The 20,542-nt window shown below is 66.9% G+C and carries 17 protein-coding genes; 7 read left to right on the top strand and 10 right to left on the bottom strand.

Annotation, left to right across the window (positions count from 1 at the left end):
- Nucleotides 1-177: 177 nt before the first annotated feature.
- From E8F12_RS24565 to E8F12_RS24585, 5 genes are all read right to left on the bottom strand, one after another.
- Nucleotides 178-1,593 carry an MFS transporter gene (locus E8F12_RS24565; protein ID WP_280327812.1) on the bottom strand — a complete coding sequence of 472 codons (1,416 nt, stop codon included), beginning with the start codon at nucleotides 1,591-1,593 and terminating at the stop codon, nucleotides 178-180.
- A gap of 234 nt (nucleotides 1,594-1,827) precedes the next feature.
- Nucleotides 1,828-2,361, bottom strand: a complete 534-nt coding sequence (locus E8F12_RS24570) for a cytochrome b/b6 domain-containing protein (RefSeq protein ID WP_280327813.1) — start codon at nucleotides 2,359-2,361, stop codon at nucleotides 1,828-1,830.
- A gap of 3 nt (nucleotides 2,362-2,364) precedes the next feature.
- Entirely contained in the window at nucleotides 2,365-2,631 is a 267-nt protein-coding gene (locus E8F12_RS24575) for a PepSY domain-containing protein (protein ID WP_280327814.1), read from the bottom strand.
- Nucleotides 2,632-2,751: 120 nt separating this feature from the next.
- Nucleotides 2,752-5,295: a PAS domain S-box protein gene (locus E8F12_RS24580; RefSeq protein ID WP_280327815.1), complete on the bottom strand. Its 2,544-nt coding sequence runs from the start codon at nucleotides 5,293-5,295 to the stop codon at nucleotides 2,752-2,754.
- 172 nt (nucleotides 5,296-5,467) lie between these two features.
- On the bottom strand, nucleotides 5,468-6,382 hold the full coding sequence (locus E8F12_RS24585; protein WP_280327816.1) for a LysR family transcriptional regulator: 915 nt from the start codon (nucleotides 6,380-6,382) through the stop codon (nucleotides 5,468-5,470).
- Between the two features lie 100 nt (nucleotides 6,383-6,482).
- On the opposite strand from E8F12_RS24585, the gene E8F12_RS24590 reads away from it, so the two are divergent.
- The 3 genes from E8F12_RS24590 (at nucleotide 6,483) to E8F12_RS24600 (ending at nucleotide 9,085) form a co-directional block, all read left to right on the top strand.
- Nucleotides 6,483-7,499 (top strand): zinc-binding alcohol dehydrogenase family protein, encoded by a 1,017-nt coding sequence (locus tag E8F12_RS24590; protein WP_280327817.1) that lies wholly within the window; start codon nucleotides 6,483-6,485, stop codon nucleotides 7,497-7,499.
- A 283-nt stretch (nucleotides 7,500-7,782) separates the two neighbouring features.
- On the top strand, nucleotides 7,783-8,796 hold the full coding sequence (locus E8F12_RS24595; protein ID WP_280327819.1) for a PAS domain S-box protein: 1,014 nt from the start codon (nucleotides 7,783-7,785) through the stop codon (nucleotides 8,794-8,796).
- Between the two features lie 109 nt (nucleotides 8,797-8,905).
- Nucleotides 8,906-9,085, top strand: a complete 180-nt coding sequence (locus E8F12_RS24600; protein ID WP_280327821.1) for a hypothetical protein — start codon at nucleotides 8,906-8,908, stop codon at nucleotides 9,083-9,085.
- Here the strand turns inward: E8F12_RS24600 and E8F12_RS24605 are convergent.
- The 3 genes from E8F12_RS24605 to E8F12_RS24615 all read right to left on the bottom strand — a co-directional run bounded on the left by E8F12_RS24605 (nucleotide 9,082) and on the right by E8F12_RS24615 (nucleotide 14,793).
- The gene (locus E8F12_RS24605; protein WP_280327823.1) at nucleotides 9,082-10,272 is read right to left on the bottom strand and encodes a Bcr/CflA family multidrug efflux MFS transporter; all 1,191 of its coding nucleotides are present in this window, start codon (nucleotides 10,270-10,272) and stop codon (nucleotides 9,082-9,084) included. The two genes, E8F12_RS24600 and E8F12_RS24605, sit on opposite strands and share 4 nt — an antisense overlap.
- A 191-nt stretch (nucleotides 10,273-10,463) precedes the next feature.
- Nucleotides 10,464-13,604, bottom strand: coding sequence for an efflux RND transporter permease subunit (locus E8F12_RS24610; RefSeq protein ID WP_280327824.1), 3,141 nt, complete (start codon nucleotides 13,602-13,604; stop codon nucleotides 10,464-10,466).
- A gap of 13 nt (nucleotides 13,605-13,617) precedes the next feature.
- Complete coding sequence (locus tag E8F12_RS24615) at nucleotides 13,618-14,793, bottom strand: efflux RND transporter periplasmic adaptor subunit (protein WP_280327826.1); 1,176 nt, start codon at nucleotides 14,791-14,793, stop codon at nucleotides 13,618-13,620.
- A gap of 146 nt (nucleotides 14,794-14,939) precedes the next feature.
- On the opposite strand from E8F12_RS24615, the gene E8F12_RS24620 reads away from it, so the two are divergent.
- The gene (locus E8F12_RS24620; RefSeq protein ID WP_280327827.1) at nucleotides 14,940-15,560 is read left to right on the top strand and encodes a TetR family transcriptional regulator; all 621 of its coding nucleotides are present in this window, start codon (nucleotides 14,940-14,942) and stop codon (nucleotides 15,558-15,560) included.
- 103 nt (nucleotides 15,561-15,663) lie between these two features.
- Here E8F12_RS24620 and E8F12_RS24625 read toward each other — a convergent pair whose 3' ends face one another.
- Nucleotides 15,664-15,861 (bottom strand): cation transporter, encoded by a 198-nt coding sequence (locus E8F12_RS24625; RefSeq protein WP_280327828.1) that lies wholly within the window; start codon nucleotides 15,859-15,861, stop codon nucleotides 15,664-15,666.
- A gap of 111 nt (nucleotides 15,862-15,972) precedes the next feature.
- Here E8F12_RS24625 and E8F12_RS24630 point away from each other — a divergent pair, with 111 nt between their 5' ends.
- From E8F12_RS24630 to cueR, 3 genes are all read left to right on the top strand, one after another.
- Nucleotides 15,973-16,344: a hypothetical protein gene (locus E8F12_RS24630; RefSeq protein ID WP_280327829.1), complete on the top strand. Its 372-nt coding sequence runs from the start codon at nucleotides 15,973-15,975 to the stop codon at nucleotides 16,342-16,344.
- Between the two features lie 61 nt (nucleotides 16,345-16,405).
- On the top strand, nucleotides 16,406-18,793 hold the full coding sequence (locus E8F12_RS24635; protein WP_280327831.1) for a heavy metal translocating P-type ATPase: 2,388 nt from the start codon (nucleotides 16,406-16,408) through the stop codon (nucleotides 18,791-18,793).
- Between the two features lie 113 nt (nucleotides 18,794-18,906).
- A complete protein-coding gene (gene cueR / locus E8F12_RS24640) occupies nucleotides 18,907-19,308 on the top strand; it encodes a Cu(I)-responsive transcriptional regulator (RefSeq protein ID WP_280327832.1) in 402 nt (133 codons plus the stop codon).
- Here cueR and E8F12_RS24645 read toward each other — a convergent pair.
- Nucleotides 19,274-20,176 carry an EamA family transporter gene (locus E8F12_RS24645; RefSeq protein WP_280327834.1) on the bottom strand — a complete coding sequence of 301 codons (903 nt, stop codon included), beginning with the start codon at nucleotides 20,174-20,176 and terminating at the stop codon, nucleotides 19,274-19,276. The genes cueR and E8F12_RS24645 overlap by 35 nt on opposite strands.
- Between the last annotated feature and the right edge of the window lie 366 nt (nucleotides 20,177-20,542).

Here is a 20,542-nt window from a genome sequence, read left to right on the forward strand (position 1 = left end):
AAAGACGCTTCATCTGGTGCCGGACACCCGCAGTGGACTGCCGTAGGCTGGTGGGCACTTGTAGGAGCGAATTCATTCGCAAAGGGCGGCGCAGCCGCCCCGTAGGTTGGCGCCAAGCGAAGCGCGGCCCAACGTCTGTGCCACCCCGGAACGACGAATCGTTGGGCTTCGCTTCGCTCAGCCCAACCTACGATCCACCACTTGCAATTCCGGATTGCCGCCCTCCTCGCCCGCCAGTTCTTCCAGGGTTCGGCCTCGAGTCTCCATGCCGAAGATCCAGACCACCAGCGCCGCCACGCCGAAGCAGGCCGCGCCCAGGGCGAAGACGCCGCCCTGGCCGGTGATGGGGAAGAGCAGGCCGGTAACGGTGGGCCCCAGCAGCGAGCCGACGCGCCCCACCGCCGACGCGAAGCCTGAGCCGGTGGCTCGGGCCGAGGTGGGATACAGCTCCGGCGTGTAGGTGTAGAGCACCGCCCACATGCCAAAGAGAAAGAACTGCATGGCCAGGCCGGTACCGATCAACAGTGCCTGGTTGCCACCAAACACCGCGCTCTGCCCGTAGAAGAAGGCCATGATGCCGCCGCCCAGCAGGGTCAGCACGCAGGTCGGTTTGCGCCCCCAGCGCTCCACCAGCCAGGCAGCGGCGAGGAAGCCGGGGATGCCGCCGAGGGAGATCAGCACCGTGTAGTAGACCGACTGGGTGACGGCGAACCCGGATTGCTGCAGCAATGCGCTGAGCCAGGAAGTGAGGCCATAGAAGCCCAGCAGGGCGAAGAACCAGACGCTCCAGATCATCAGCGTGCGACGCCGGTAATGGGCCGACCAGAGCTCACCGAAGGCGGTGAAGAAGCCCGGTGCGCGGGCTGCCTGGCGCGGCATGCGCCGGGGTTCGGGCAGTCTGTCAGCGCCGAGGGAGGCCATCACCCGCCGTTCGATGCCGCGCAGCACCTTGTCCGCCGCCTTGAGCCGGCCCACCTGCTCCAGCCAGCGCGGCGACTCGGGAATGAGGAAACGGATGGCCAGGACGAAGATCGCCGGAAAGGCCAGCACCAGGAAGATATCGCGCCAGCCGATGCGCTCCAGGAGGAAGTAGGAGAGAAGCCCGGCGGCGACGAAGCCCAACGGCCAGAAACCATCCATCAGGGCGATGTAACGGCCGCGACGTTTGGCCGGGATCATTTCCGAGAGCAGCGACTGGGCGATGGGAAATTCCATGCCCATGCCGATCCCGAGGAGGATGCGGTAGAGGGTCAGGGTCTCCACGTCCTGGGCGGTGGAGCAGAGGTAGCTGGCCAGGCCCCAGAGCAGGATGCTGCCCTGGAACACCGGTTTGCGCCCGAAGCGGTCGGCCAGCAGGCCGGAGAGCGAAGCGCCAAGCACCATGCCGAAGAAACTCGAGCTGGCCAGCAAGCCTGCCTGGGCGCTGCTCAGGCCGAACTCGGCTTTGATGGAGCCGAGCAGGAAGGTCATCATCGCCAGGTCCATCGAGTCGAAGAAGAACGCCAGGGCGATGATGATGAAGATCAGCCGGTGGTAACTGCTGATGGGCAGGCGTTCGAGACGTTCGGCGGCGCTGTAGCCAGGGGCGTGCATGGGAGTCCCTTCCTTCGCTGCGGGGTGTGCCGCCGAGTATGGGTGCGGCGAAGGCGCGGGTTGTTCGCTGGATGCGACCTGGGGACAGCTCTGGCCGACCTGGCAGGGGACGCCAGGAATACCTGTAGGGGCGAATTCATTCGCCAAGGGTGGCGTAGCCGCCCCCACAGGGGAGTCATCAGGGCACGCCTTCGGCCTGCTTGGCGAATGAATTCGCCCCTACAGCAGCGCCGTTCACTCGGCTCCGGGCCGGCGCCGGCCGGTGACCATGGACCAGGGCAGGTTCTCACGCGTGCGCACGCTTTCCACCAGCGCGGCCAGCACATGTATGCAGGCCAGCCCGAACAGGCCGTCGGCCATGAACACATGGATATCCCGGGGCAGGTCCTCGCCCCAGAAGTAGTCGATCTCTTCCATCAGGAAGCCGGTGACGCCCAGGCCGAACATCAGCAGCAGCATGAGGATCATCACCAGCCCGCCCAGGGGCGAATGGCCCAGGTGGTGCAGGTGCCCGCCGCGGAGGAGGACCTTGGCGTGGTTAACCAGGCGCGCCGGGCGCGGCCAGAAGTCTGCCCAGCGCGCCGGCCTGGGGCCGACGAAGCCCCAGACCACACGCACCAGCACAACTGCCACGGCGTAGTAGCCGAGCCAACGGTGCCAGCCGTCGCCCGCCTCGTTGAGGAAGTAGTCACCGATGAAGGCGGCCACCAGAGACCAGTGGCCGATACGCACCACAGGGTCCCAGAGGCGAACGGTTTCGGTGCTCACCGATCAGTCCTCGATCTCCTGCTTGACCACCTTGCCGTCCACCGGGTCGAAGTAAATCTCGACCTTGCGCTTGTCCTTGTCCCAGCCGTAGATCTCGTAGCAGTTGCCGGCGGTGACCTTGAATTTCTTGATGTCGTAGCCCTGGGCCTTGAGGTCTTCCTGGAACTTGGTCTGGTCTTGCCAGGTGGCCTTGTCGGCAGTCGTGCATTCGGTCTTGGCGAAGGTCAGCGGGCTGACGAGGGCCAGGGAAACAAGAAGCAGTTTACGCATGGTATTGACCTCGAATCGTACGTGGTATGGCAAAGGGCAATGCAAGGGTTTCTCATTCACTGCCATGACGGAGGAGCTTAGGCCAGGCTCGGCAGCCTGTCATTTGCAGATATGCCGGGCTCAGCGATGTTCGACCGCGAATTGTCCCCGGCCTGCGTGCTTTGCACGGTAGCAAGCTGTATCAGCCTGTTTCAGCAGCTCGGCCGGCTGGGCATTGCCGCTGTGGATGCAGGCCATGCCGACGCTGGCGCCAACGTGAAATTCCTGCCCCTCCCAATGCAGCGCCAGGGCCTGGATCTGCGCGATCAGCCGGGCCGCCAGCAGCTCCGCCTGGGCCCGGGGACAGCTGCGCAGGATCAGGGCGAACTCGTCGCCGCCCAGGCGCGCCAGCTGGTCGCCGGCACGCACCTGGGCCTGCATCAGCCTCGCGAGCTGGCGCAGCAGCTCGTCTCCGGCGGCATGGCCGGCTGTGTCGTTGACGCCTTTGAAGTGGTCCAGGTCGATGAAGCAGAGCACGCTGTTGCCGTCGTTCTGCAGCACCTCGCGGCAGCTTTCGGTGAGGGCGTCCTCGAAAGCCGGGCGGTTCAGCAGGCCGGTAAGCGCATCGTGGGTGGCGGCGTAACGCAGGTGTTTCTGCATCGCCCGCGCCTCGCTGACGTCGGTGAGCACCAGCACGCTGCCGAGCAGGGTGCCATCGCCGCCGCGCATGGGCGCCGCCTGACCGCGCAGGGCGATGGTGCCGCCGGCAGGATGGCGCAACGACGCCAGGCCCTGCAGGCTGGCGGCGCTGCCCTGGGCCAGGCACTCGCGCACCGGGTTGGCCACCATGCGGCCGTCCTCGCCTTCCAGCAGCAGGACCTGTTCGATGGGCAGGCCGCGCGCATCCTCGCTTCGCCAGCCGCTGAGGCGCTCGGCCACCGGGTTGAGGAAGCTGACCCGGCCTTCCAGGTCGGTGGTAATCACGCCGTCACCGATGGCATCGAGGGTCACCTGCAGGCGCTCGCGCTCGTCGTGCAAGCGCTCGGCCAACTGGCGCAGTTCGCTGACGTCCCAGTTGGTGCCCACCATGCGCAGAGGCTTGCCGGCCGCATCGCAGACCAGCCGCGCGTGGCCCTTGATCACCCGCTGGGCGCCGTCGGCGCGGCGGATGCGGAACTCGATATCGAGCCGGCCCTTGCCATCCCGCGCGGCCATCACCTCGCGCTCGGCCCGTTCGGCGTCCTCGGGATGCAGGTGGGCGTGCCACTCGGCGTAGGACAGTTCACCCGATCCACCGGCGCGGCCGTAGAGGCGGTACATGCCCTCGTCCCAGAGCAGCCGGTCGCTGGCCAGGTCCCACTCCCAGACGCCGACGCCGCTGGCCTCGGTGGCCACCGAGTAGCGCCGCGCCAGTTCCGTCTCGCGCTCTTCGGCGCGTTTGCGGCGGTCGATGTCCTCGATCTGCGAGATGAAGTAGAGCGGCTCACCTTCGTGGTCACGAACCAGGGATACCGCCAACAGGCCCCAGATCACCCTTCCGCTCTTGTGCAGGTAGCGCTTCTCCAGGCGGTAGCTGTGGCGCCGCCCGGCGAGGATCTCGTCCACCAGCGCCTGGTCGCTGGCCAGGTCGTCGGGGTGGGTGACGTCCTGGAAACCCAGGCTGGACAGCTCGTCTTCGCCATAGCCGAGCATCTCGCAGAGGGCACGGTTCACTCGCTGCCAGCGCCCATCCAGGCTCACCAGGGCCATGCCGATGGCGGAGTGGTCCATGGCGTCGCGAAAGCGCGTCTCGCTGGCGGTCAGCTCGCGCCGGCGCTTGCGCAGCTGTTCCACGGCCGAGGCCAACAGCAGGGCCGGCAACAGCGCCAGGAGCAGCGGCAGGTAGGTCAGCAGATCACGCCAGCCCTGGTCCAGGGCGTGGGCATCGAGCAGGCCGAGGGCGATGATCAAGCCGCCGCAGATCGAGGCCAGGGCCACCAGCAACGCGGTGCTGGCGAAGGTCAGGCGCACGGCGGCGATCATCAGCGGCAGGGACAGGTAGACGAAGGGGAATGGCAGCAGCAGCAGGGAAACGGGGGTGACCAGCAGCACCACCGCGCCATAGAGCAGCAGCTCGCGACGGCGTCGTTCACCGAGCAGCTCCCACCAGCCATTCTGGCGCAGCCACACGGCCAGGGGCATTACCGAGACGGCCCCGAGCATGGAGCCCTCGACCCAGAACAGCCAGCCGCGCTCGAAGGAGTCCAGCCCCTGCCAGGCGAGGATGCTGGCGCCCAGGCTCGCCCCCACCAGCGGCGGTAGCAGGGCGCCGAAGAAGATGAACTGGAGGAAAGCGCCGGGGCTTTCGTTCATCCGCCGCGCGGCGCCGCTGACCCGCAGGAGTGCGCCGGCCATACCCACTTCCAGCAAGTTGGGCGGGGTGAAGCTGGCCGCCAGAAGCAGGCCATCACCGAAGGCCAGGTTGGCCAGCAGATTGGCCAGCATCGCCGCCCCCAGCAGGGCGGCCCAGCGGCGCAGCGGCTGGTCCCAGATCAGCGCGACGGTGAAGGCGTTGGCGTACCAGAGGGTGGCGATGCTGCCGGGCTGGCGCGATAGCCACACAGCACTCAGGGCCAGCAGCAGGTAGCCAGCGAAAATCAGCAGCAGGGTCGGCAGGAAATCACCGGGCTCGCGAGTACGGGCCATCAGCCAAATCTCCCTTGGCAAGCGCCGGGCTGCGGCCCGGCGGGGTTCAGGCAAGTCGGACACAAGTCAGCTACGAGGTTCTCCTCGCGGGCCACGGCTTATCCAGACAATAGCGGAATCGCAGGCCCGAGCAATTCGACGTTTCAGACGTCCGCTTTTCCGCGACCGACACTCAGGCCCATGGCGCGCCAACGAGCAGCATGGCGCAGCGCGTCTGGACGAACTCGCGGAGCAGGCGCACCGGCTTGCTCAACTGGGCCCGGTGGGCGCAGATCAGGTTCAGCGGGGTGGCCTCGCCGCGGTACTGCGGCAGGGCCAATTCCAGACGTCCGGCCTGGACGTCGCCGGCCACGTCCAGCCAGGATTTGTAGGTCAGTCCCTGCCCGGCCAGGGCCCAGCGCCGGACCACATCCGCATCGTCGCAGGCGCGGTTGCCGGCGACTGTCACCACCTGCTCGCGGCGACCTTGGCTGAAGCTCCAGCGGTCGTGGACACGCCCGCCGAGCTGGTAGAGCAGGCAGTTGTGCGCGGCCAGGTCCTCCGGCTGACTTGGCCGTCCATGGCGGGCGAAATAGCCGGACGAGGCGCAGAGCACCCGGCGGTTGGCGGCGGCCAGGGGCAGCGCCACCAGGCTGGAGTCCTCGGGCTCGCCATAGCGGATGGCGATGTCCACGGACTGACGGAACAGGTCGGCGACGCGGTCGCTCAGCTGCAGGCGCAGGCTGAGCCTCGGGTGTTCGCGCTGGAACTCGTCGAGCCAGGGCAGCAGCACGTTGCGGCCGAAGTCCGAAGGCGCCGACAGCTGCAATACGCCGGCTATGTCGCTGCGGCCACCGGCCAGCTGGCGCTGGCCCTCCGCAAGGCTCTCGAGGGCATTGCGCGCATGGGCGAGGAACTGCTCACCCTCGGGGGTCAGGCGCAGGCTGCGGGTGGAACGCGCGAAGAGGCGCACGTCCAGTTGCTGCTCCAGGCGTTTGAGTGCGGCACTGGCCACGGCCGGAGAAACGTCCAGCTTGCGAGCGGCCGCCGAGAGGCTACCGTGGTCGGCGGTACTGACGAACAGGGCGAGGTCGTCGAGGCGAAGCATTTTCAAAAATCCTTTGAAAGACTGTCATTTTCTAGCCGATTTTTCTCTCCTGCGAAATAACCGACCATGCGGCCCCATCAGCCCCAAGCGGAGAATCCAGATGAAAGCTGTCGCCTACTTCCAGAACCTGCCCATCGACCATCCCGAAGCGCTGCAGGACATCGTCCTGCCGGAACCACAGCCGGACCCGCGCGACCTGGTGGTGGAAGTCCGCGCCATCTCGGTCAACCCGGTGGACACCAAGGTGCGCCGTAACGCCGCGCCGGAGGCGGGCCAGCCCAAGGTGCTGGGTTGGGACGTGGCCGGGGTGGTCAAGGCGGTCGGTAGCGCGGTGAGCCTGTTCCAGCCCGGCGACCGGGTGTTCTACGCCGGCGACCTGACCCGCCAGGGCGGCAACGCCGAGCTCCACCGGGTGGACGAGCGCATAGTCGGGCACATGCCGAAGAGCCTGGACTTCGCCGCGGCGGCCGCCCTGCCGTTGACCGCCATCACCGCCTGGGAACTGCTCTTCGACCGCCTGCAGATAGCCGAAGGTGAGGACGACCAGGGCCATAGCCTCCTGGTGGTGGGCGCCGCCGGCGGCGTGGGTTCGATCCTGGTGCAACTGGCTCGCCAGCTCACCGGCCTGACCGTGATCGGCACCGCCTCGCGCCCGGAAACCCAGGCCTGGGTGCGCGAACTGGGCGCCCACCATGTGCTGGACCACAGCAAGCCCCTGGCCGAGGAGCTGCGCCGCGCCGGACTGCCCAGCGTGACCCACGTCGCCAGCCTGACCCAGACGGATCAGCACCTCGACCAGTTGGTGGAAGCCCTGGCGCCCCAGGGCCGCCTCGGCCTGATCGACGACCCGGCGTCGCTGGACGTGACCAAGCTCAAGCGCAAGAGCCTGTCGCTGCACTGGGAGTTCATGTACACCCGCTCGATGTTCCAGACCGCGGATATCCTCGAACAGCATCGCCTGCTGGAGCGGGTCAGCCAGCTGATCGACGCCGGCGTGCTGAAGACCACGGTGGGCGAGCACTTCGGCAGCATCAACGCCGCCAACCTGCGCCGCGCCCATGCCCTGCTGGAAAGTGGCAAGGCCAAAGGCAAGATAGTGCTGGAGGGGTTTGCCTGAGTCCCGCCGGGCAACCCTTCGGCCTGCATTCGCGATTGAAATCGCTCCCACGGGAACAGCACTCCGGACGTTCACCGACCGCAAGCCGGCTCCGTTATCCATAGGAGCGAACTCATTCGCGAAGGGCTACGCAGCGGCCCCATGCGTGAGCCAGGCCTGACCAGCGAGCGGATGCGCGGGCGAACGGTTCGGTACGCGTGGACGAAGAGGCTAGACTTTTTTCTCGTCTCGCCAGCGGCCGGCTGCGCCGCGAAGCTTCGCTCCTGATTCGCCGGGGTCCAGGATGCATCCCACTGTCGCCCGGCCCGCTTTGCTGGCGGGCCTCTACCTGCTCTGCGCCGGTGCCTGGCTGCTGGTCTGGGGCATGGGGGCGGAAGGCGTATGCGGCCTGGTCCTGTTCAGCGGCCTGCTGATCTTCTTTCTCGAACGCCGTCACCGCCTGGGCCGTGAGCACCTGCGCCAGGGGCTGCGGCGCACCAGCCTGCAACTGGACCAGGCCCAGCGCGACGCCACCCTGGGCAACTGGGAGTATGACCGGGGTTTCGCCTGGAGCCCGGGCGCGCAGCGCATCCTCGAATGCGGCGCACAGGACAGCCTGGAAAGTCTGCTGAACCGTCTCTATCCGACCGACCGCATGGGTGTTCAGCGCGGCCTGGAGGCGCTGCTCGCGCAAGGCGGCGCACTGGCCGTGAACGCGAGGCTGAATCGGCCCAACAACCAGCAACCGGTCTGGCTGGCACTGCGCGGCGAGATCCAGCCGGACGGCCGCGCCTTCGGCACGGTGCAGAACATCAGTGGACAGAAGCGCGACGAAGAGGCGCTGCGCGAGAGCGAGCAGCGCTTCCGCCAGCTGTTCGAGCAGACGCCGCGCATCGCCGTGCAAGGCTACGACCGTCAGCGCCGGGTGATCTACTGGAACCACGCCAGCGAGCAGCTCTACGGCTACAGCGTCGACCAGGCCATGGGCCGGCATCTGGAGGAGCTGATCATCCCGCCGGCCATGCGCGAGCAGGTGGTCGCCGACATCAGCAACTGGATGATCGGCGGGCCGGCCATTCCCGCCAGCGAGCTGACCCTGCAGCGTCGCGATGGCAGTCCGGTGACGGTGTTCTCCAGCCACCTGATCCTGCGCAACCTGCACAACCAGTTGGAGCTCTACTGCGTGGACATCGACTTCAGTGCCCTGAAGTCCGCCCGGGATGCCCTTCGACAAAGCGAAAATCGTTACCAGCAACTGCTCCAACGCCTCGACCGGACCACGCCGGAAGGCCAATCGTCGGACGGTGGCCCGGCCTGAAACCGGACCTTTGCCGACCATCAGTCGGCTCATTGATCGAGGTCATTTTCTGTCATTTGGGCAGGTCTACACTCAAGCTCCTGCCACAAACGATAGGGAGATGACAGAGGTGAAAATTCTCGTTCGCCCGACCAGCACCCCACAGGGTGCCAGCTGGCAAGTCTGCCTGGACCAGCACGCGGTGAGTTTCCGTAGCGAAGCCGAAGCACGCCGATTCGTCAGCGTTCTTGAGGAGCGCCTGAAGGCGCCCCATACATTGCCCGAGTGGTCGCGACGAATCGCGAGTTAGCCCAGGGGCGCCTGGCCATGGCGGTCCAGGCGCCAGGTCAGCAGCGCACAGGCGACTGCCGCGCAGCCGCACAGGCTGATGACCAAGGCCAGGGGCATGGCGCTGCCATCGTGCAGCGCCCCCACCAGCGCGGCGGCTCCCGCCGCCACAGCAAATTGCAGGCTACCCATCAGTGCCGAGGCACTTCCGGCGTTCTGGCCCTGGCCGGCCATGGCGCAGGCCGAGGCGTTGGGCAGGATGCAGCCCAGACTGGCGATGCAGCCGAACAGCGGCAGCAACAGCGGCCATAGCGCCTCGGTGCGCAGGCTGGAGACCACCAGCAGCGCCAACGCGCAGATCAGGTAGACCCAGATCACTCGCCGCATCCAGAAGGCCGGCCCGCGATGGCGCAACAACCAGGCGTTGACCTGCGCCACCAGGATGAAGCCCGCCGCATTACTGCCGAACAGCCAGCCGTAATGCTCCGGCGGCACGCCGTAGAGCTGGATGAAGACGAAGGGCGAGCCGGCGATGTAGGCGAACATCCCGGCGATGGCCAGGCCGCCGGTCATGCCGTAGGCGAGGAACTGCCCGTCGCCGAACAGCCGCCGGTACTGCCCCATGGCGCCACGCAGGGGCGCGCGCGGGGTCACGTCGGACAGGGTTTCCGGCAGCCAGGCGGCGACGCCCAGCAACACCAGGGCGCTGAACAGCGTCAGGCCCCAGAAGATCGATTGCCAACCGAACAGCTCCAGCAGCAGGCCCCCGCCGAGAGGCGCCAGGATCGGCGCCAGTCCCATCACCAGCATCAGTTGCGAAAAGGCCTTGGCCGAGGCGATGGGGTCGCACAGGTCGCGCACCACGGCCCGTGACACGACCATCCCGGCACAGCCGCCCAGGGCCTGGACGAAGCGCGCGCCGATCAGCCATTCCAGGCTGGGCGCCAGTGTGCAGGCCACCGAGGCCAGGGTGAAGATGGTCACCCCGAGCAGTAACGGCGGGCGGCGACCGAAGCGATCCGCCAGCGGGCCGTAGACCAGTTGCCCGAAAGCCAGGCCGACGAAGTAAGACGCCAGGGTGAGCTGCACGTGCTCCACATCGGTGCCGAACGAGGTGGCGATGGCCGGGAAGCTGGGCAGGTAGAAATCGATGGCCATGGGGCCGAAGGCGCTGAGCGCGCCGAGCAGCAGGAGAATGCGGAAAGTCATGGTCGAGGCTGGCGCCATCCCTTGCGGATACGGCGCCAGATACTAACAGGGGACATCAGGGCGGCGGGGCAATTCTCTGTAGGGGCGAATTCATTCGCCAAGGGTGGCGCAGCCACCCAATGCAGTCGCCCTGGGCCGCCCTTCGGCCGGCATGGCGAATGAATTCGCCCCTACAATCGGTCCATTCCTACCTACCCCTCATGGGCCTGCTCGGTCTTGGGCGCCTTCCTGCGTTCCAGCCAGTCCGAGGACTTCTCCACCAACATGAAGAACATGGGGATGAGGAAGGTCGCCAGCAGGGTCGCGGCGAGCATCCCGCCGATCACCCCGGTGCCGATCGAGTGGCGGCTCGCCGAGCCCGCGCCGGAGCTGATGGCCAGAGGCACGCAACCGAGGATGAAGGCCAGCGAGGTCATGATGATCGGACGGAAGCGCAGCTTGGCCGCCTCCAGCGCTGCCTCCACAGGACCCATGCCCTGTTCGCGGCAGAGCACGGCGAACTCGACGATCAGGATGGCGTTCTTCGCCCCCAGGCCGATCAGGGTCACCAGGCCGACCTGGAAGTAAACGTCGTTCTGGATCCCGCGCAGCCACACGGCGAGGATGGCGCCGAACACCGCGAAGGGCACCGCGGTGACCACCGCCAGCGGCAGGGTCCAGCGCTCGTACTGGGCGGCGAGGATGAGGAACACCATGATCAGGCCGAAGACGAAGGCGATGCTGCCCGAACCGTGAGTAGCCAGCTCCTGGTAGGCCGAACCGATCCAGCCGAGGCTGTAGTCCTCGCCCAGCACCTCGTCCGCCACTTCCTGCATGGCCTCCAGCGCCTGGCCGGAGCTGTAGCCCGGCGCCGGGCCGCCGAGGATCTTGGCTGCCGGATAGACGTTGAAGCGCGCATAGGAGTCCGGTCCGAGGATGCGCTCCACCCGCACCAGGGACGACAGCGGCACCAGGTCGGCGCTGGCTGAACGCACGTAGACCTGGCCGAGGTCATCCGGCTTGCGGCGGAACTCCGGCTCCGACTGCAGGCTCACCTGCCACGTCCGCCCATAGAGGGTGAAGTCGTTGACGTAGTAGCTGCCGAAGGTGGACTGCATGGCCGTGAACACATCGTTGATCGCCACACCCAGGGCGCGTGCCTTGGTGCGGTCGAGGTCGATGTAGTACTGCGGCACGTTGGCGTTGAACGTGGTGTTGACCCCCGCCAGCTCGGGTCGCTTGGAGGCCGCGGCGACGAACTTCTGCACCACCTCTTCCAACTGCTGCACGGTACCGCCGCTGCGGTCCTGGATATAGGACTCGAAGCCGCCGGTGGTACTCATGCCGGTGATAGGCGGCGGGTTGAAGGAAAGCACTATGGCGTCCTTCTGCCCAGCGCCCATGGCCATGAAGTTGTGGGTCAGGTTGCGTGCGTCCAGTTCGGGCGTGGTGCGTTCGCTCCAGTCCTTCAGTGGCACGAAGGACACGCCGGCGTTGCTGCGGGTGCCGAAGGTGAGGATGTCGAAGCCGGCGAAGGTCACGACGTCCTGCACCGCCGGGTGCTTCAACAGCTGATCGCTGACCGCGCCGGTGACTTCCTCGGTGCGGGTCAGCGAGGCGGCTGGCGGCAGGAAGTAGGCGTTGAGCACATAGCCCTGATCCTCGTCCGGCACCAGGGCACCGGGCACGCGGCCGAAGAGCACGACCATCAGGGCGATCATCCCGCCGAACAGCACGAGGCCGACCAGCGCGCGCTTGAGGAAGAACTGCACCCCGGCGCCGTAGCCGGAAGTCATACGATCGAAGAAGGTGTTGAACCAGCGGAACGGGGCTGCCGGCGTGCCGTGGGTCGGCTTGAGCATCAAGGCGCAAAGTGCCGGCGACAGGGTCAGCGCGACGATGCCGGAGATCACCACGGACACGGCGATGGTGATCGCGAACTGCTGGTACATCTGCCCCGCCAGGCCACCGAGGAAGCCCACCGGGATGAACACCGCGCAGAGCACCAGGACGATGGCGATGATGGGGCCGGTGACCTCTTCCATGGCTTCGATCGCCGCCTCGCGTGGGCCGATCTTCTTGGTCGCCATCACCCGTTCGACGTTTTCGATCACCACGATGGCGTCGTCGACCACGATGCCGATGGCCAGCACCATGCCGAACAACGTCAGCAGGTTGATGGAGAAGCCGAGCATGTACATGCCGGCGAAGGTGCCGATCAGCGAAACAGGGATCGCCAGCACCGGGATAAGGGTGGCGCGCCAGTTCTGCAGGAAGATGAAGACCACCAGCACCACCAGCACCAGGGCCTCGAAGAAGGTGTGGATAACCTCCTCGATGGAGACCTCGACGAATTTGGTGGTGTCGTAGGGGATCTTGTAGGTGATGCCTTCGGGGAAGCGCTTGGCCAGCCGTTCCATGGTCGACTTCACCGCTTCGGCGGTATCCAGGGCATTGGCCCCCGGCTGCAGGTAGATGCCGAAGGCGGCGTTCTGCTGGCCGTTGAGCGATGTCATCAGGGAGTAGTCCTGCGCCCCCAGTTCGACCCGCGCCACGTCCTTCAGCAGCAGGCTGGCGCCGGTGGCATCGGAACGCAGGATCACACCCTCGAATTCCTTGGGATCGGTGAAGCGGCCCTGGGTGGTCACCGTGTAGGTGAAGTCCTGGGGCTGGTTCAGCGGCTGCTGGCCGAAGCTACCGGCGGCGAACTGGGAGTTCTGCTCGCGGATGGCATTGACCACGTCGGTGGGGGTGAGGTCGTACTGCGCCAGCTTGTCCGGGCGCAGCCAGATGCGCATGGAGTAGTCCTTGGAGCCAAACTGGCTGGCATCACCCACGCCGGGAATCCGCTTGAGCTCGTCGATCACGTTGATCAGCGCATAGTTGCTGATGAAGATCGGGTCGCGAGAGTTGTCCGGCGAATAGAGGGTGACCACCTGGAGGATGTCGGAAGATTTCTTCTCCACCTTAACGCCCTGCCGGCGCACCTCTTCCGGCAGCTTGGCCAGGGCCGCCTGGACCTTGTTGTTGACGTCGATGGTGGCCTGGTCCGGGTCCCTGCCCACCTCGAAGTACACGGTCAGGCTCATGGCGCCGCTGCTGTCGGAGTTGGACAGCTGGTAGATCATGCCCTCGACGCCGTTGATTTCCTGCTCCAGGGGCGCAGCGACGGTTTCCGCGATCACCTGCGAGCTGGCGCCCGGGTAGGCGGCGGTGACCGATACCTGCGGCGGGAGGATTTCCGGGTACTGGGCGATCGGCAGCGCGCGCATGGCGGCAAGGCCGGCGAGCACGATGACGATGGAGATGACCGCGGCGAAGACGGGTCTGTCGATAAAGAAGCGCGAGATCACGGCGAGCGCTCCTTCAGGACTGTTTGGCAGCTTGATCGGAGGGAGCCTTGCTGGCTTCCACCGCTTTCACGGGCGAGTCGGGCCGGACCTTGGGCAGGCCTTCGACAATCACCCGATCACCGGCGCTGACGCCGGATTCGATCACCCAGCGGCCGTCGCGGGTATCGCCGGTCTTGACCTGGCGCACCCGCGCCATGCCGTCCTTGTCCACCACATAGACGAAGGTGCCACGCGGCCCCTGGGCCAGGGCCCGCTCCGGCAGGGTGATGGCCTGGGGCCGGGTGAAGCCCTTCACCAGCACCCGCACGAACATGCCGGGGAGCAGCTTCTGCTCCGGGTTGGGCACCACGGCCCGCGCACTGACGGTACCGGTGCCGGTGTTGACGAAGCTGTCGGTGAAGTCCACGCGGCCCGAGAGCGGATAGGTGGAGCCATCGCCGAACTTCAGGTCGGCGCTGAGCAGGCCATCTGGCGGCAGTTCGATCTTTCCGTTCTTCACACCATCGCGCAGGCGCTCGGCCTCGGTGTCCGGATAGGCGAAGTTCACGAAGATAGGGTCGAGCTGGGTGAGCTGGGTGAGCAGGCTGCCGTTGGGGTCCCCGGCCACCACCAGGCTGCCCTCGGAGCGGGTTTCCTTGCTGGTCATGCCCGAGATGGGCGCTTCCACCGTGGTGTAATCGAGGTCGATCTGCCGCGCCTTCACTTCGGCCTGGGCGGCCTCCACGTTGGCCTTGCTCTGTTCGAAGTTGGAGATCGCGTTATCCAGTTCGCTTTCGCTGGCAAAGCCCTTCTTCTGCAGCTCGCGGGTACGCTTGAGGTCACGCTCGGTCTGGCGATAACGCGCCTGCTCCTGGGCCAGGGAGCCCTTGGCCCGTGCCAGGGCCGCTTCGTAGGTGCGCGGGTCGATGCGGAACAGCACCTGCCCCTGCTTGACCTTGCTGCCTTCCAGGTAGGTGCGCTGCTGGAGGATGCCGCTCACCTGGGCCCGTACTTCCACCTCGCGAAAGCCCGCGGTGCGCCCGGCGTATTCCAGGACCAGTGGCAGCGGGGCGGACTTGGCGGTCTCCACCACCACCTCCGGAGCCGGTGGCGCACCGCTCGGAGCATCGGCGGCGCCGACCATGCCTGCGAAGCTGGCGCATACGGCGAAAAGTGCAAGGCTGAAGGGAAAATAACGAGCAAACGGCATAGGGTGTCTCCATACGGGCGCCGAACGGGCAAGTGAAGCAGGCTGCATCATACATTCATATATGTCTGTAAACGGTTGTTCTCCGAGCAAAATCGGTACACTCCGTTCCCCAAACAAGAAGCCTAGACAGTATTAGCCCACCTGCTATGCGCAGAACGAAAGAAGAAGCTGAGAAAACACGGGGTGCGATTCTCGTCGCAGCCGAACACCTGTTCCTCGAGAACGGCGTGGCCCATACCTCGCTCGAACAGATCGCCCGAGCCGCCGGGGTGACCCGGGGCGCGGTCTACTGGCATTTCGAGAACAAGGCCCACCTGTTCCACGAGATGCTGTCCCAGGTCCGCCTGCCCCAGGAGCAGATGATCGACCGCCTGGGCGGCTGCGGTAACCAGAACCCGATGCTGGCGCTGCGCGACCTCTGCCTGGAGGCCATCATCAACCTGGCGCGGGATGAGCAGCGCAAGCGCATCTTCAACATCCTGCTGCACCGCTGCGAATTCACCGAGGAGCTGCGCGAGGCCGAAGAGCGCCACTACGCCTTCGTCGATCAGTTCATCCAGCTCTGCGAACAGTTGTTCGACCGCCCCGCCTGCAGCGCACGCCTGCGCCCGGGCATCACGCCCCTGCAGGCGTCCCGGGCGGTGCATGGCCTGGTGATTGGTTTATTCAGCGACTGGACCCGCGATCCGAAGCTGTTCGACCCGCTGACGGATGCCGAACCCATGGTGGATGCGTTGTTCCGCGGGCTGGTGAAGGACTGGGATTGAAGGCAGAACCGGGGCATTGATGGCGCAGACAGACGGTCGAACTCCGATGGTGGATCGATGAAGCGTGATCCACCCGGCAAAAGGCTCAAGACCGGTGTCGGCCTCAGGCCGCCTCGGCCTGATATCCCTCCTCCCGGATCGCCGCCAGCACCTGCTCTTCCGCCAGCCGGCTGGCCACCCGCACTTCGCCTGCCGCCAGGTCCACCTGCACGTCGGCGGCCTGGTCGCGGGACTGGACGGCCTGGGTGATGGCACGGACGCAATGTCCGCAGGACATGCCTTGAACCTTGAATATCTGCATGGTCGATCTCCTTGGGAATGAAACCTGGGGCAAGTGTCATCCTTGCCACCATGGCAAGGTCAATAGGGCCTCCTACACTGGAATCTGCCCATTCCGCGGGAGATATCCGCCATGCATGGCCTGCGCCCTACCCTCTTCACCCTGCTCGCCGTACCGCTGCTGGCCCTGGCGCAGCCAGCGGTCGACTACAGCGTGCTGATCATCTCCCGCGAGCGCCTCGAACTCGCGACCGCCTGCGACGTCGGCCTGTACCTGGAAGACCAGTTGGCCGCGCGCCTGGTGCAGGGCCAGATCGTGTCCTTCAACCTGCCGCCAGGGCCGCTGTCGATCCGCCTCAGCCTGCTCGGCCCCGGGCGCTGCAAGCCGGGCATTGAGCAGTTCCGCCAGCAGTCCATCACCCTGATGGCCGGCGAGGTGCGCAAGTATAGGCTGGCGCAAAGCACCGAAGGCCTCTACCTGGTACGGACCACCGCCGTGCAGTGAAGCACTTGACCTTACCCTCGTGTCAAGGTTGATCCTAGGCGCAGACCAAGGAGGATCAGCCATGAGCAACCCAACCGCTTTCGACCTGCCCATCACTGGGATGACCTGCGCCAGCTGCGCCGGCCGCGTCGAGCGTGCCCTGGCCAAGGTGCCGGGGGTACAGGCCGCCAGCGTCAACCTGGCCACCGAACAGGCCCGCGTCCAGGCGCCCGGCGACAGCCTGCCGGCCCTGGTGGCGGCCGTCGAAGCGGCCGGCTACCAGGTACCGGCCCAGCGCCTGGAACTGGCCATCGGCGGCATGACCTGCGCCAGCTGTTCCGGCCGCGTCGAGCGCGCCCTGCGCAAGGTGCCGGGGGTCGCCGAGGTTACGGTGAACCTGGCCAGCGAGCGCGCCCACCTGAATCTCTTCGGCCCGCCCGACAGCGCCAGCCTGATCCAGGCCGTGGAAGCCGCCGGCTACTCGGCCAGGCTGATCGACGAAGACCAGCCGCCGGTCGATGACGCCGCAGCCCGCCTGCAACGCGAGCGCTGGGCGGTGCTGCTGGCTCTTGTCCTGGCTCTGCCGCTGGTGGTGCCGATGCTGCTGGAATGGTTCGGTCTGCACTGGATGCTGCCGGCCTGGGCGCAGTTCGCCCTGGCCACACCCGTGCAGTTCATCCTCGGTGCGCGCTTCTACCGCGCCGCCTGGAAGGCAGTGAAGGCCGGCGCCGGCAACATGGACCTGCTGGTGGCCATCGGCACCAGCGCCGGCTACGGCCTCAGTCTCTACCAGTGGTGGGCGACGCAACCCGGCCAGTTGCCGCACCTCTACTTCGAAGCTTCGGCCGTGGTTATCGCTCTGGTGCTGCTGGGCAAATACCTGGAAAGCCGCGCCAAGCGCCAGACCGGCGCCGCCATCCGCGCGCTGGAGGCCCTGCGGCCGGAGCGCGCCACCCGCCTGCGCGATGATGGCCGCGAGGAAGACGTCGCCATCGCCGCCCTGCAACTGGGGGACCTGCTGGTGGTCAAGCCCGGCGAACGTTTCCCCGCCGACGGCGAGGTGAGCGAAGGCCAGAGCCATGCCGACGAAGCCCTGATCAGTGGTGAAAGCCTGCCGGTGCCCAAGCAGCCCGGCGACCGCGTCACCGCTGGCGCCATCAATGGCGAAGGCCGCCTGCTGGTACGCACGACCGCCCTCGGTGGCGAAACCGTGCTGGCGCGGATCATCCGCCTGGTGGAAGACGCCCAAGCGGCCAAGGCGCCGATCCAGAAGCTGGTCGACCGGGTCAGCCAGGTGTTCGTCCCCGCAGTGCTGCTGATCGCCCTCGCCACCCTGGTCGTCTGGCTGCTGGCCGGCGCCGGCATCGAGACGGCGCTGATCAATGCCGTTGCCGTACTGGTAATCGCCTGCCCCTGCGCCCTCGGCCTGGCCACCCCCACCGCCATCATGGCCGGCACCGGCGTCGCCGCGCGCCACGGCATCCTGATCAAGGACGCCGAAGCCCTGGAAGTGGCCCATGCCGTGCAGGCCGTGGCCTTCGACAAGACCGGCACCCTGACTTCCGGCAGCCCGCGCATCGCCCATCTGGCCGCCGCCACGGGCAGCGATGCCGAGCTGCTGCAACTGGCCGGCGCCCTGCAGCGCGGCAGCGAACACCCCTTGGCCAAGGCCGTGCTGGACGCCTGCGCCGAGCGCGATCTGCAAGTCCCGGCCGTGGAAGCCAGCCAGGCCCTGGCCGGGCGCGGTATCCAGGGCCGGGTGGGTGAGCGTCTGCTGGCCCTGGGCAACCGTCGTCTGCTGGACGAGCAAGGCCTGCCGAGTGGCGAACTGGAGGCAAATGCCACCGCCTGGGAAGCCGAAGGCCGCACCCTGTCCTGGCTGCTGGAGCTGGAGCCGCAGCGGCGCGTGCTCGGCCTCTTCGCCTTCGGCGACACCTTGAAGCCGGGCGCTGCCGATGCCGTGCAGACCCTGCGCGAACGGGATATCCACAGCCACCTGATCACCGGCGACAACCGCGGCAGCGCGCGGGTGGTGGCCGAGGTCCTGGGCATCGAGTCGGTCCATGCCGAAGTGCTGCCGGCGGACAAGGCCGCCACTGTGGCGGCGCTCAAGGCGGACGGCGCGGTGGTGGCCATGGTCGGCGACGGTATCAACGACGCCCCGGCCCTGGCCGCCGCCGACGTCGGCATCGCCATGGGCGGCGGCACCGACGTGGCCATGCATGCCGCGGGCATCACCCTGATGCGCGGCGACCCGCGGCTGGTGCCGGCGGCGCTGGATATCTCCCGGCGCACCTATGCGAAGATCCGCCAGAACCTGTTCTGGGCCTTCATCTACAACCTGATCGGCATCCCCCTGGCTGCCGCCGGCCTGCTCAGCCCGGTGGTGGCGGGCGCGGCCATGGCGCTGTCCAGCGTCAGCGTGGTGAGCAATGCGCTGCTGCTGAAGACCTGGAAGCCGGACGAGTAATGCTCTCGTAGGTTGGTGCTGAGCCTGCGAAGCCCAACGACGATGTTGGGCCTCGCTCCGCTCGGACCAGCGTGGCCCGCACCAACCTACGGAAACTGCATGAGGAAATAGCCATGAACATCGGCCAAGCCGCCAAGAAAAGCGGACTGACCGCAAAGATGATCCGCTACTACGAAGGCATCGGCCTGCTGCCGGCGGCCGGCCGCAGCGACAGCGGCTATCGCCAGTACAGCGCCCAGGACCTGCACACCCTGGCCTTCATCAAGCGTTCGCGGGACCTGGGCTTCTCGCTGGAAGAAGTCGGCAAGCTGCTGCAGCTCTGGCAGGACCGCCAGCGCGCCAGCGCCGATGTGAAGGCCCTGGCCCGCGGCCATATCGACGAGCTGAACCGCAAGATCGCCGAGCTGGCCGGCCTGCGCGACACCCTGCAGGAGCTGGTGGAGCACTGCCACGGTGACCAACGGCCCGACTGCCCGATCCTCAGGGATCTGGAGTCAGGCGGCTGTTGCCACTGAATACGCGGCCGAGCAGCCCCTTGGGCAGCACCGTGATCGCCAGCCCAGTGAACACCAGCACGCAGGCCAGCCAACCGGCGGCGCTGAGCTGCTCGCCCAGCAGCAGCCAGCCCGACAGCAGGCCCGACACCGGCACCGCCAGGGCGAAAGGCGTCACCAGGCTGGCCGGGTAGCGCTGCAGCAGGAAACTCCACAGGCCAAAACCCACGGTGGTGGCGAGGAAGGCGATATAGACCAGCGCGCCGATGCCGCCCCAACTGGGATGGGCCAGTGCCGCGCCAATGGCTTCCGGTCCCTCGAAGACATAGGACAACGCCAGCAGGGGCAGCGGAGGAATCAGACTGACCCAGCAGATCAGCCGCAGCATGTCCTTGGCGCCGCTGCGCTTGGTGGCGATGTTGGCGAAGGCCCAGGCCAGCGCCGCCGCGATCACCAGCATGAAGGCCAGCAGGCTGTCGCCCAGCGGCCGGCCGAGGCCGATCAGCACCAGCCCGGACGCCGCCAGCAGCAAGCCGAACAACCCCCGGCGGCTGGGCCGCTCACCGAGGAATAGCGCGGCGATCAGTATGGTGAAGAACACCTGGCTCTGCAGCACCAGCGACGACAGCCCGGCCGGCATGCCCAGATGCATGCCAACAAAGAGCAGGCCGAACTTGATCACCCCCAGGAGCAGGCCAATCTGCACTATCCGCCAGAAGGGCGCCGGCATGGGGCCGCGCAGGAACAACAGCGGCAACGCCGCCAGGCCGAAGCGCAGGGCGCAGAACAGCAGCGGTGGGAAATCCTCCAGGCCGACCTTGATCACCACGAAATTGACACCCCAGATCAGGGTGACCAGCAGGGCCAGGAGAATGTGCGGGAGGGACATGGCGTGCGCTCCGGAAACTCAGGCACACGCTAGCAGCCGGGCGCGGGATTGTATGGATACAGATGGGTGGGAAAACGCCAGGGAGGTGTATGGGCGCCTCTCCACCTGTAGGGGCGAAATCATTCGCCAAGCAGACCGTAGGTCTGGCATTCGGACGCCGTGCCGAGCCCACCAGCCCTCACCCCAACCCTCTCCCGCAGGCGGGAGAGGGGGCTGACCGTGCAGCCAGGCACCTCATCGCACCTAAGGGCCCTCTCTGTAGCGAATTCATTCGCCAAGCAGACCGTAGGTCTGGCATTCGGACGCCGTTCCGAGCCCACCAGCCCTCACCCCAACCCTCTCCCGCAGGCGGGACAGGGGGCTGAC

This window comes from Pseudomonas sp. BN102 (assembly GCF_029871245.1).
In the GTDB taxonomy this organism is placed as follows: domain Bacteria; phylum Pseudomonadota; class Gammaproteobacteria; order Pseudomonadales; family Pseudomonadaceae; genus Metapseudomonas.

Excerpts from the sequence above, each read along its gene's own strand:
- E8F12_RS24605 (WP_280327823.1), bottom strand. The coding sequence starts at position 10,272 with ATGACTTTCCGCATTCTCCTGCTGCTCGGCGCGCTCAGCGCCTTCGGC.
- E8F12_RS24615 (WP_280327826.1), bottom strand. The coding sequence starts at position 14,793 with ATGCCGTTTGCTCGTTATTTTCCCTTCAGCCTTGCACTTTTCGCCGTA.
- E8F12_RS24580 (WP_280327815.1), bottom strand. The coding sequence starts at position 5,295 with ATGGCCCGTACTCGCGAGCCCGGTGATTTCCTGCCGACCCTGCTGCTG.
- E8F12_RS24590 (WP_280327817.1), top strand. The coding sequence starts at position 6,483 with ATGAAAGCTGTCGCCTACTTCCAGAACCTGCCCATCGACCATCCCGAA.
- E8F12_RS24585 (WP_280327816.1), bottom strand. The coding sequence starts at position 6,382 with ATGCTTCGCCTCGACGACCTCGCCCTGTTCGTCAGTACCGCCGACCAC.
- E8F12_RS24575 (WP_280327814.1), bottom strand. The coding sequence starts at position 2,631 with ATGCGTAAACTGCTTCTTGTTTCCCTGGCCCTCGTCAGCCCGCTGACC.
- E8F12_RS24630 (WP_280327829.1), top strand. The coding sequence starts at position 15,973 with ATGCATGGCCTGCGCCCTACCCTCTTCACCCTGCTCGCCGTACCGCTG.
- E8F12_RS24645 (WP_280327834.1), bottom strand. The coding sequence starts at position 20,176 with ATGTCCCTCCCGCACATTCTCCTGGCCCTGCTGGTCACCCTGATCTGG.
- E8F12_RS24565 (WP_280327812.1), bottom strand. The coding sequence starts at position 1,593 with ATGCACGCCCCTGGCTACAGCGCCGCCGAACGTCTCGAACGCCTGCCC.
- E8F12_RS24635 (WP_280327831.1), top strand. The coding sequence starts at position 16,406 with ATGAGCAACCCAACCGCTTTCGACCTGCCCATCACTGGGATGACCTGC.
- E8F12_RS24595 (WP_280327819.1), top strand. The coding sequence starts at position 7,783 with ATGCATCCCACTGTCGCCCGGCCCGCTTTGCTGGCGGGCCTCTACCTG.
- cueR (WP_280327832.1), top strand. The coding sequence starts at position 18,907 with ATGAACATCGGCCAAGCCGCCAAGAAAAGCGGACTGACCGCAAAGATG.
- E8F12_RS24620 (WP_280327827.1), top strand. The coding sequence starts at position 14,940 with ATGCGCAGAACGAAAGAAGAAGCTGAGAAAACACGGGGTGCGATTCTC.
- E8F12_RS24625 (WP_280327828.1), bottom strand. The coding sequence starts at position 15,861 with ATGCAGATATTCAAGGTTCAAGGCATGTCCTGCGGACATTGCGTCCGT.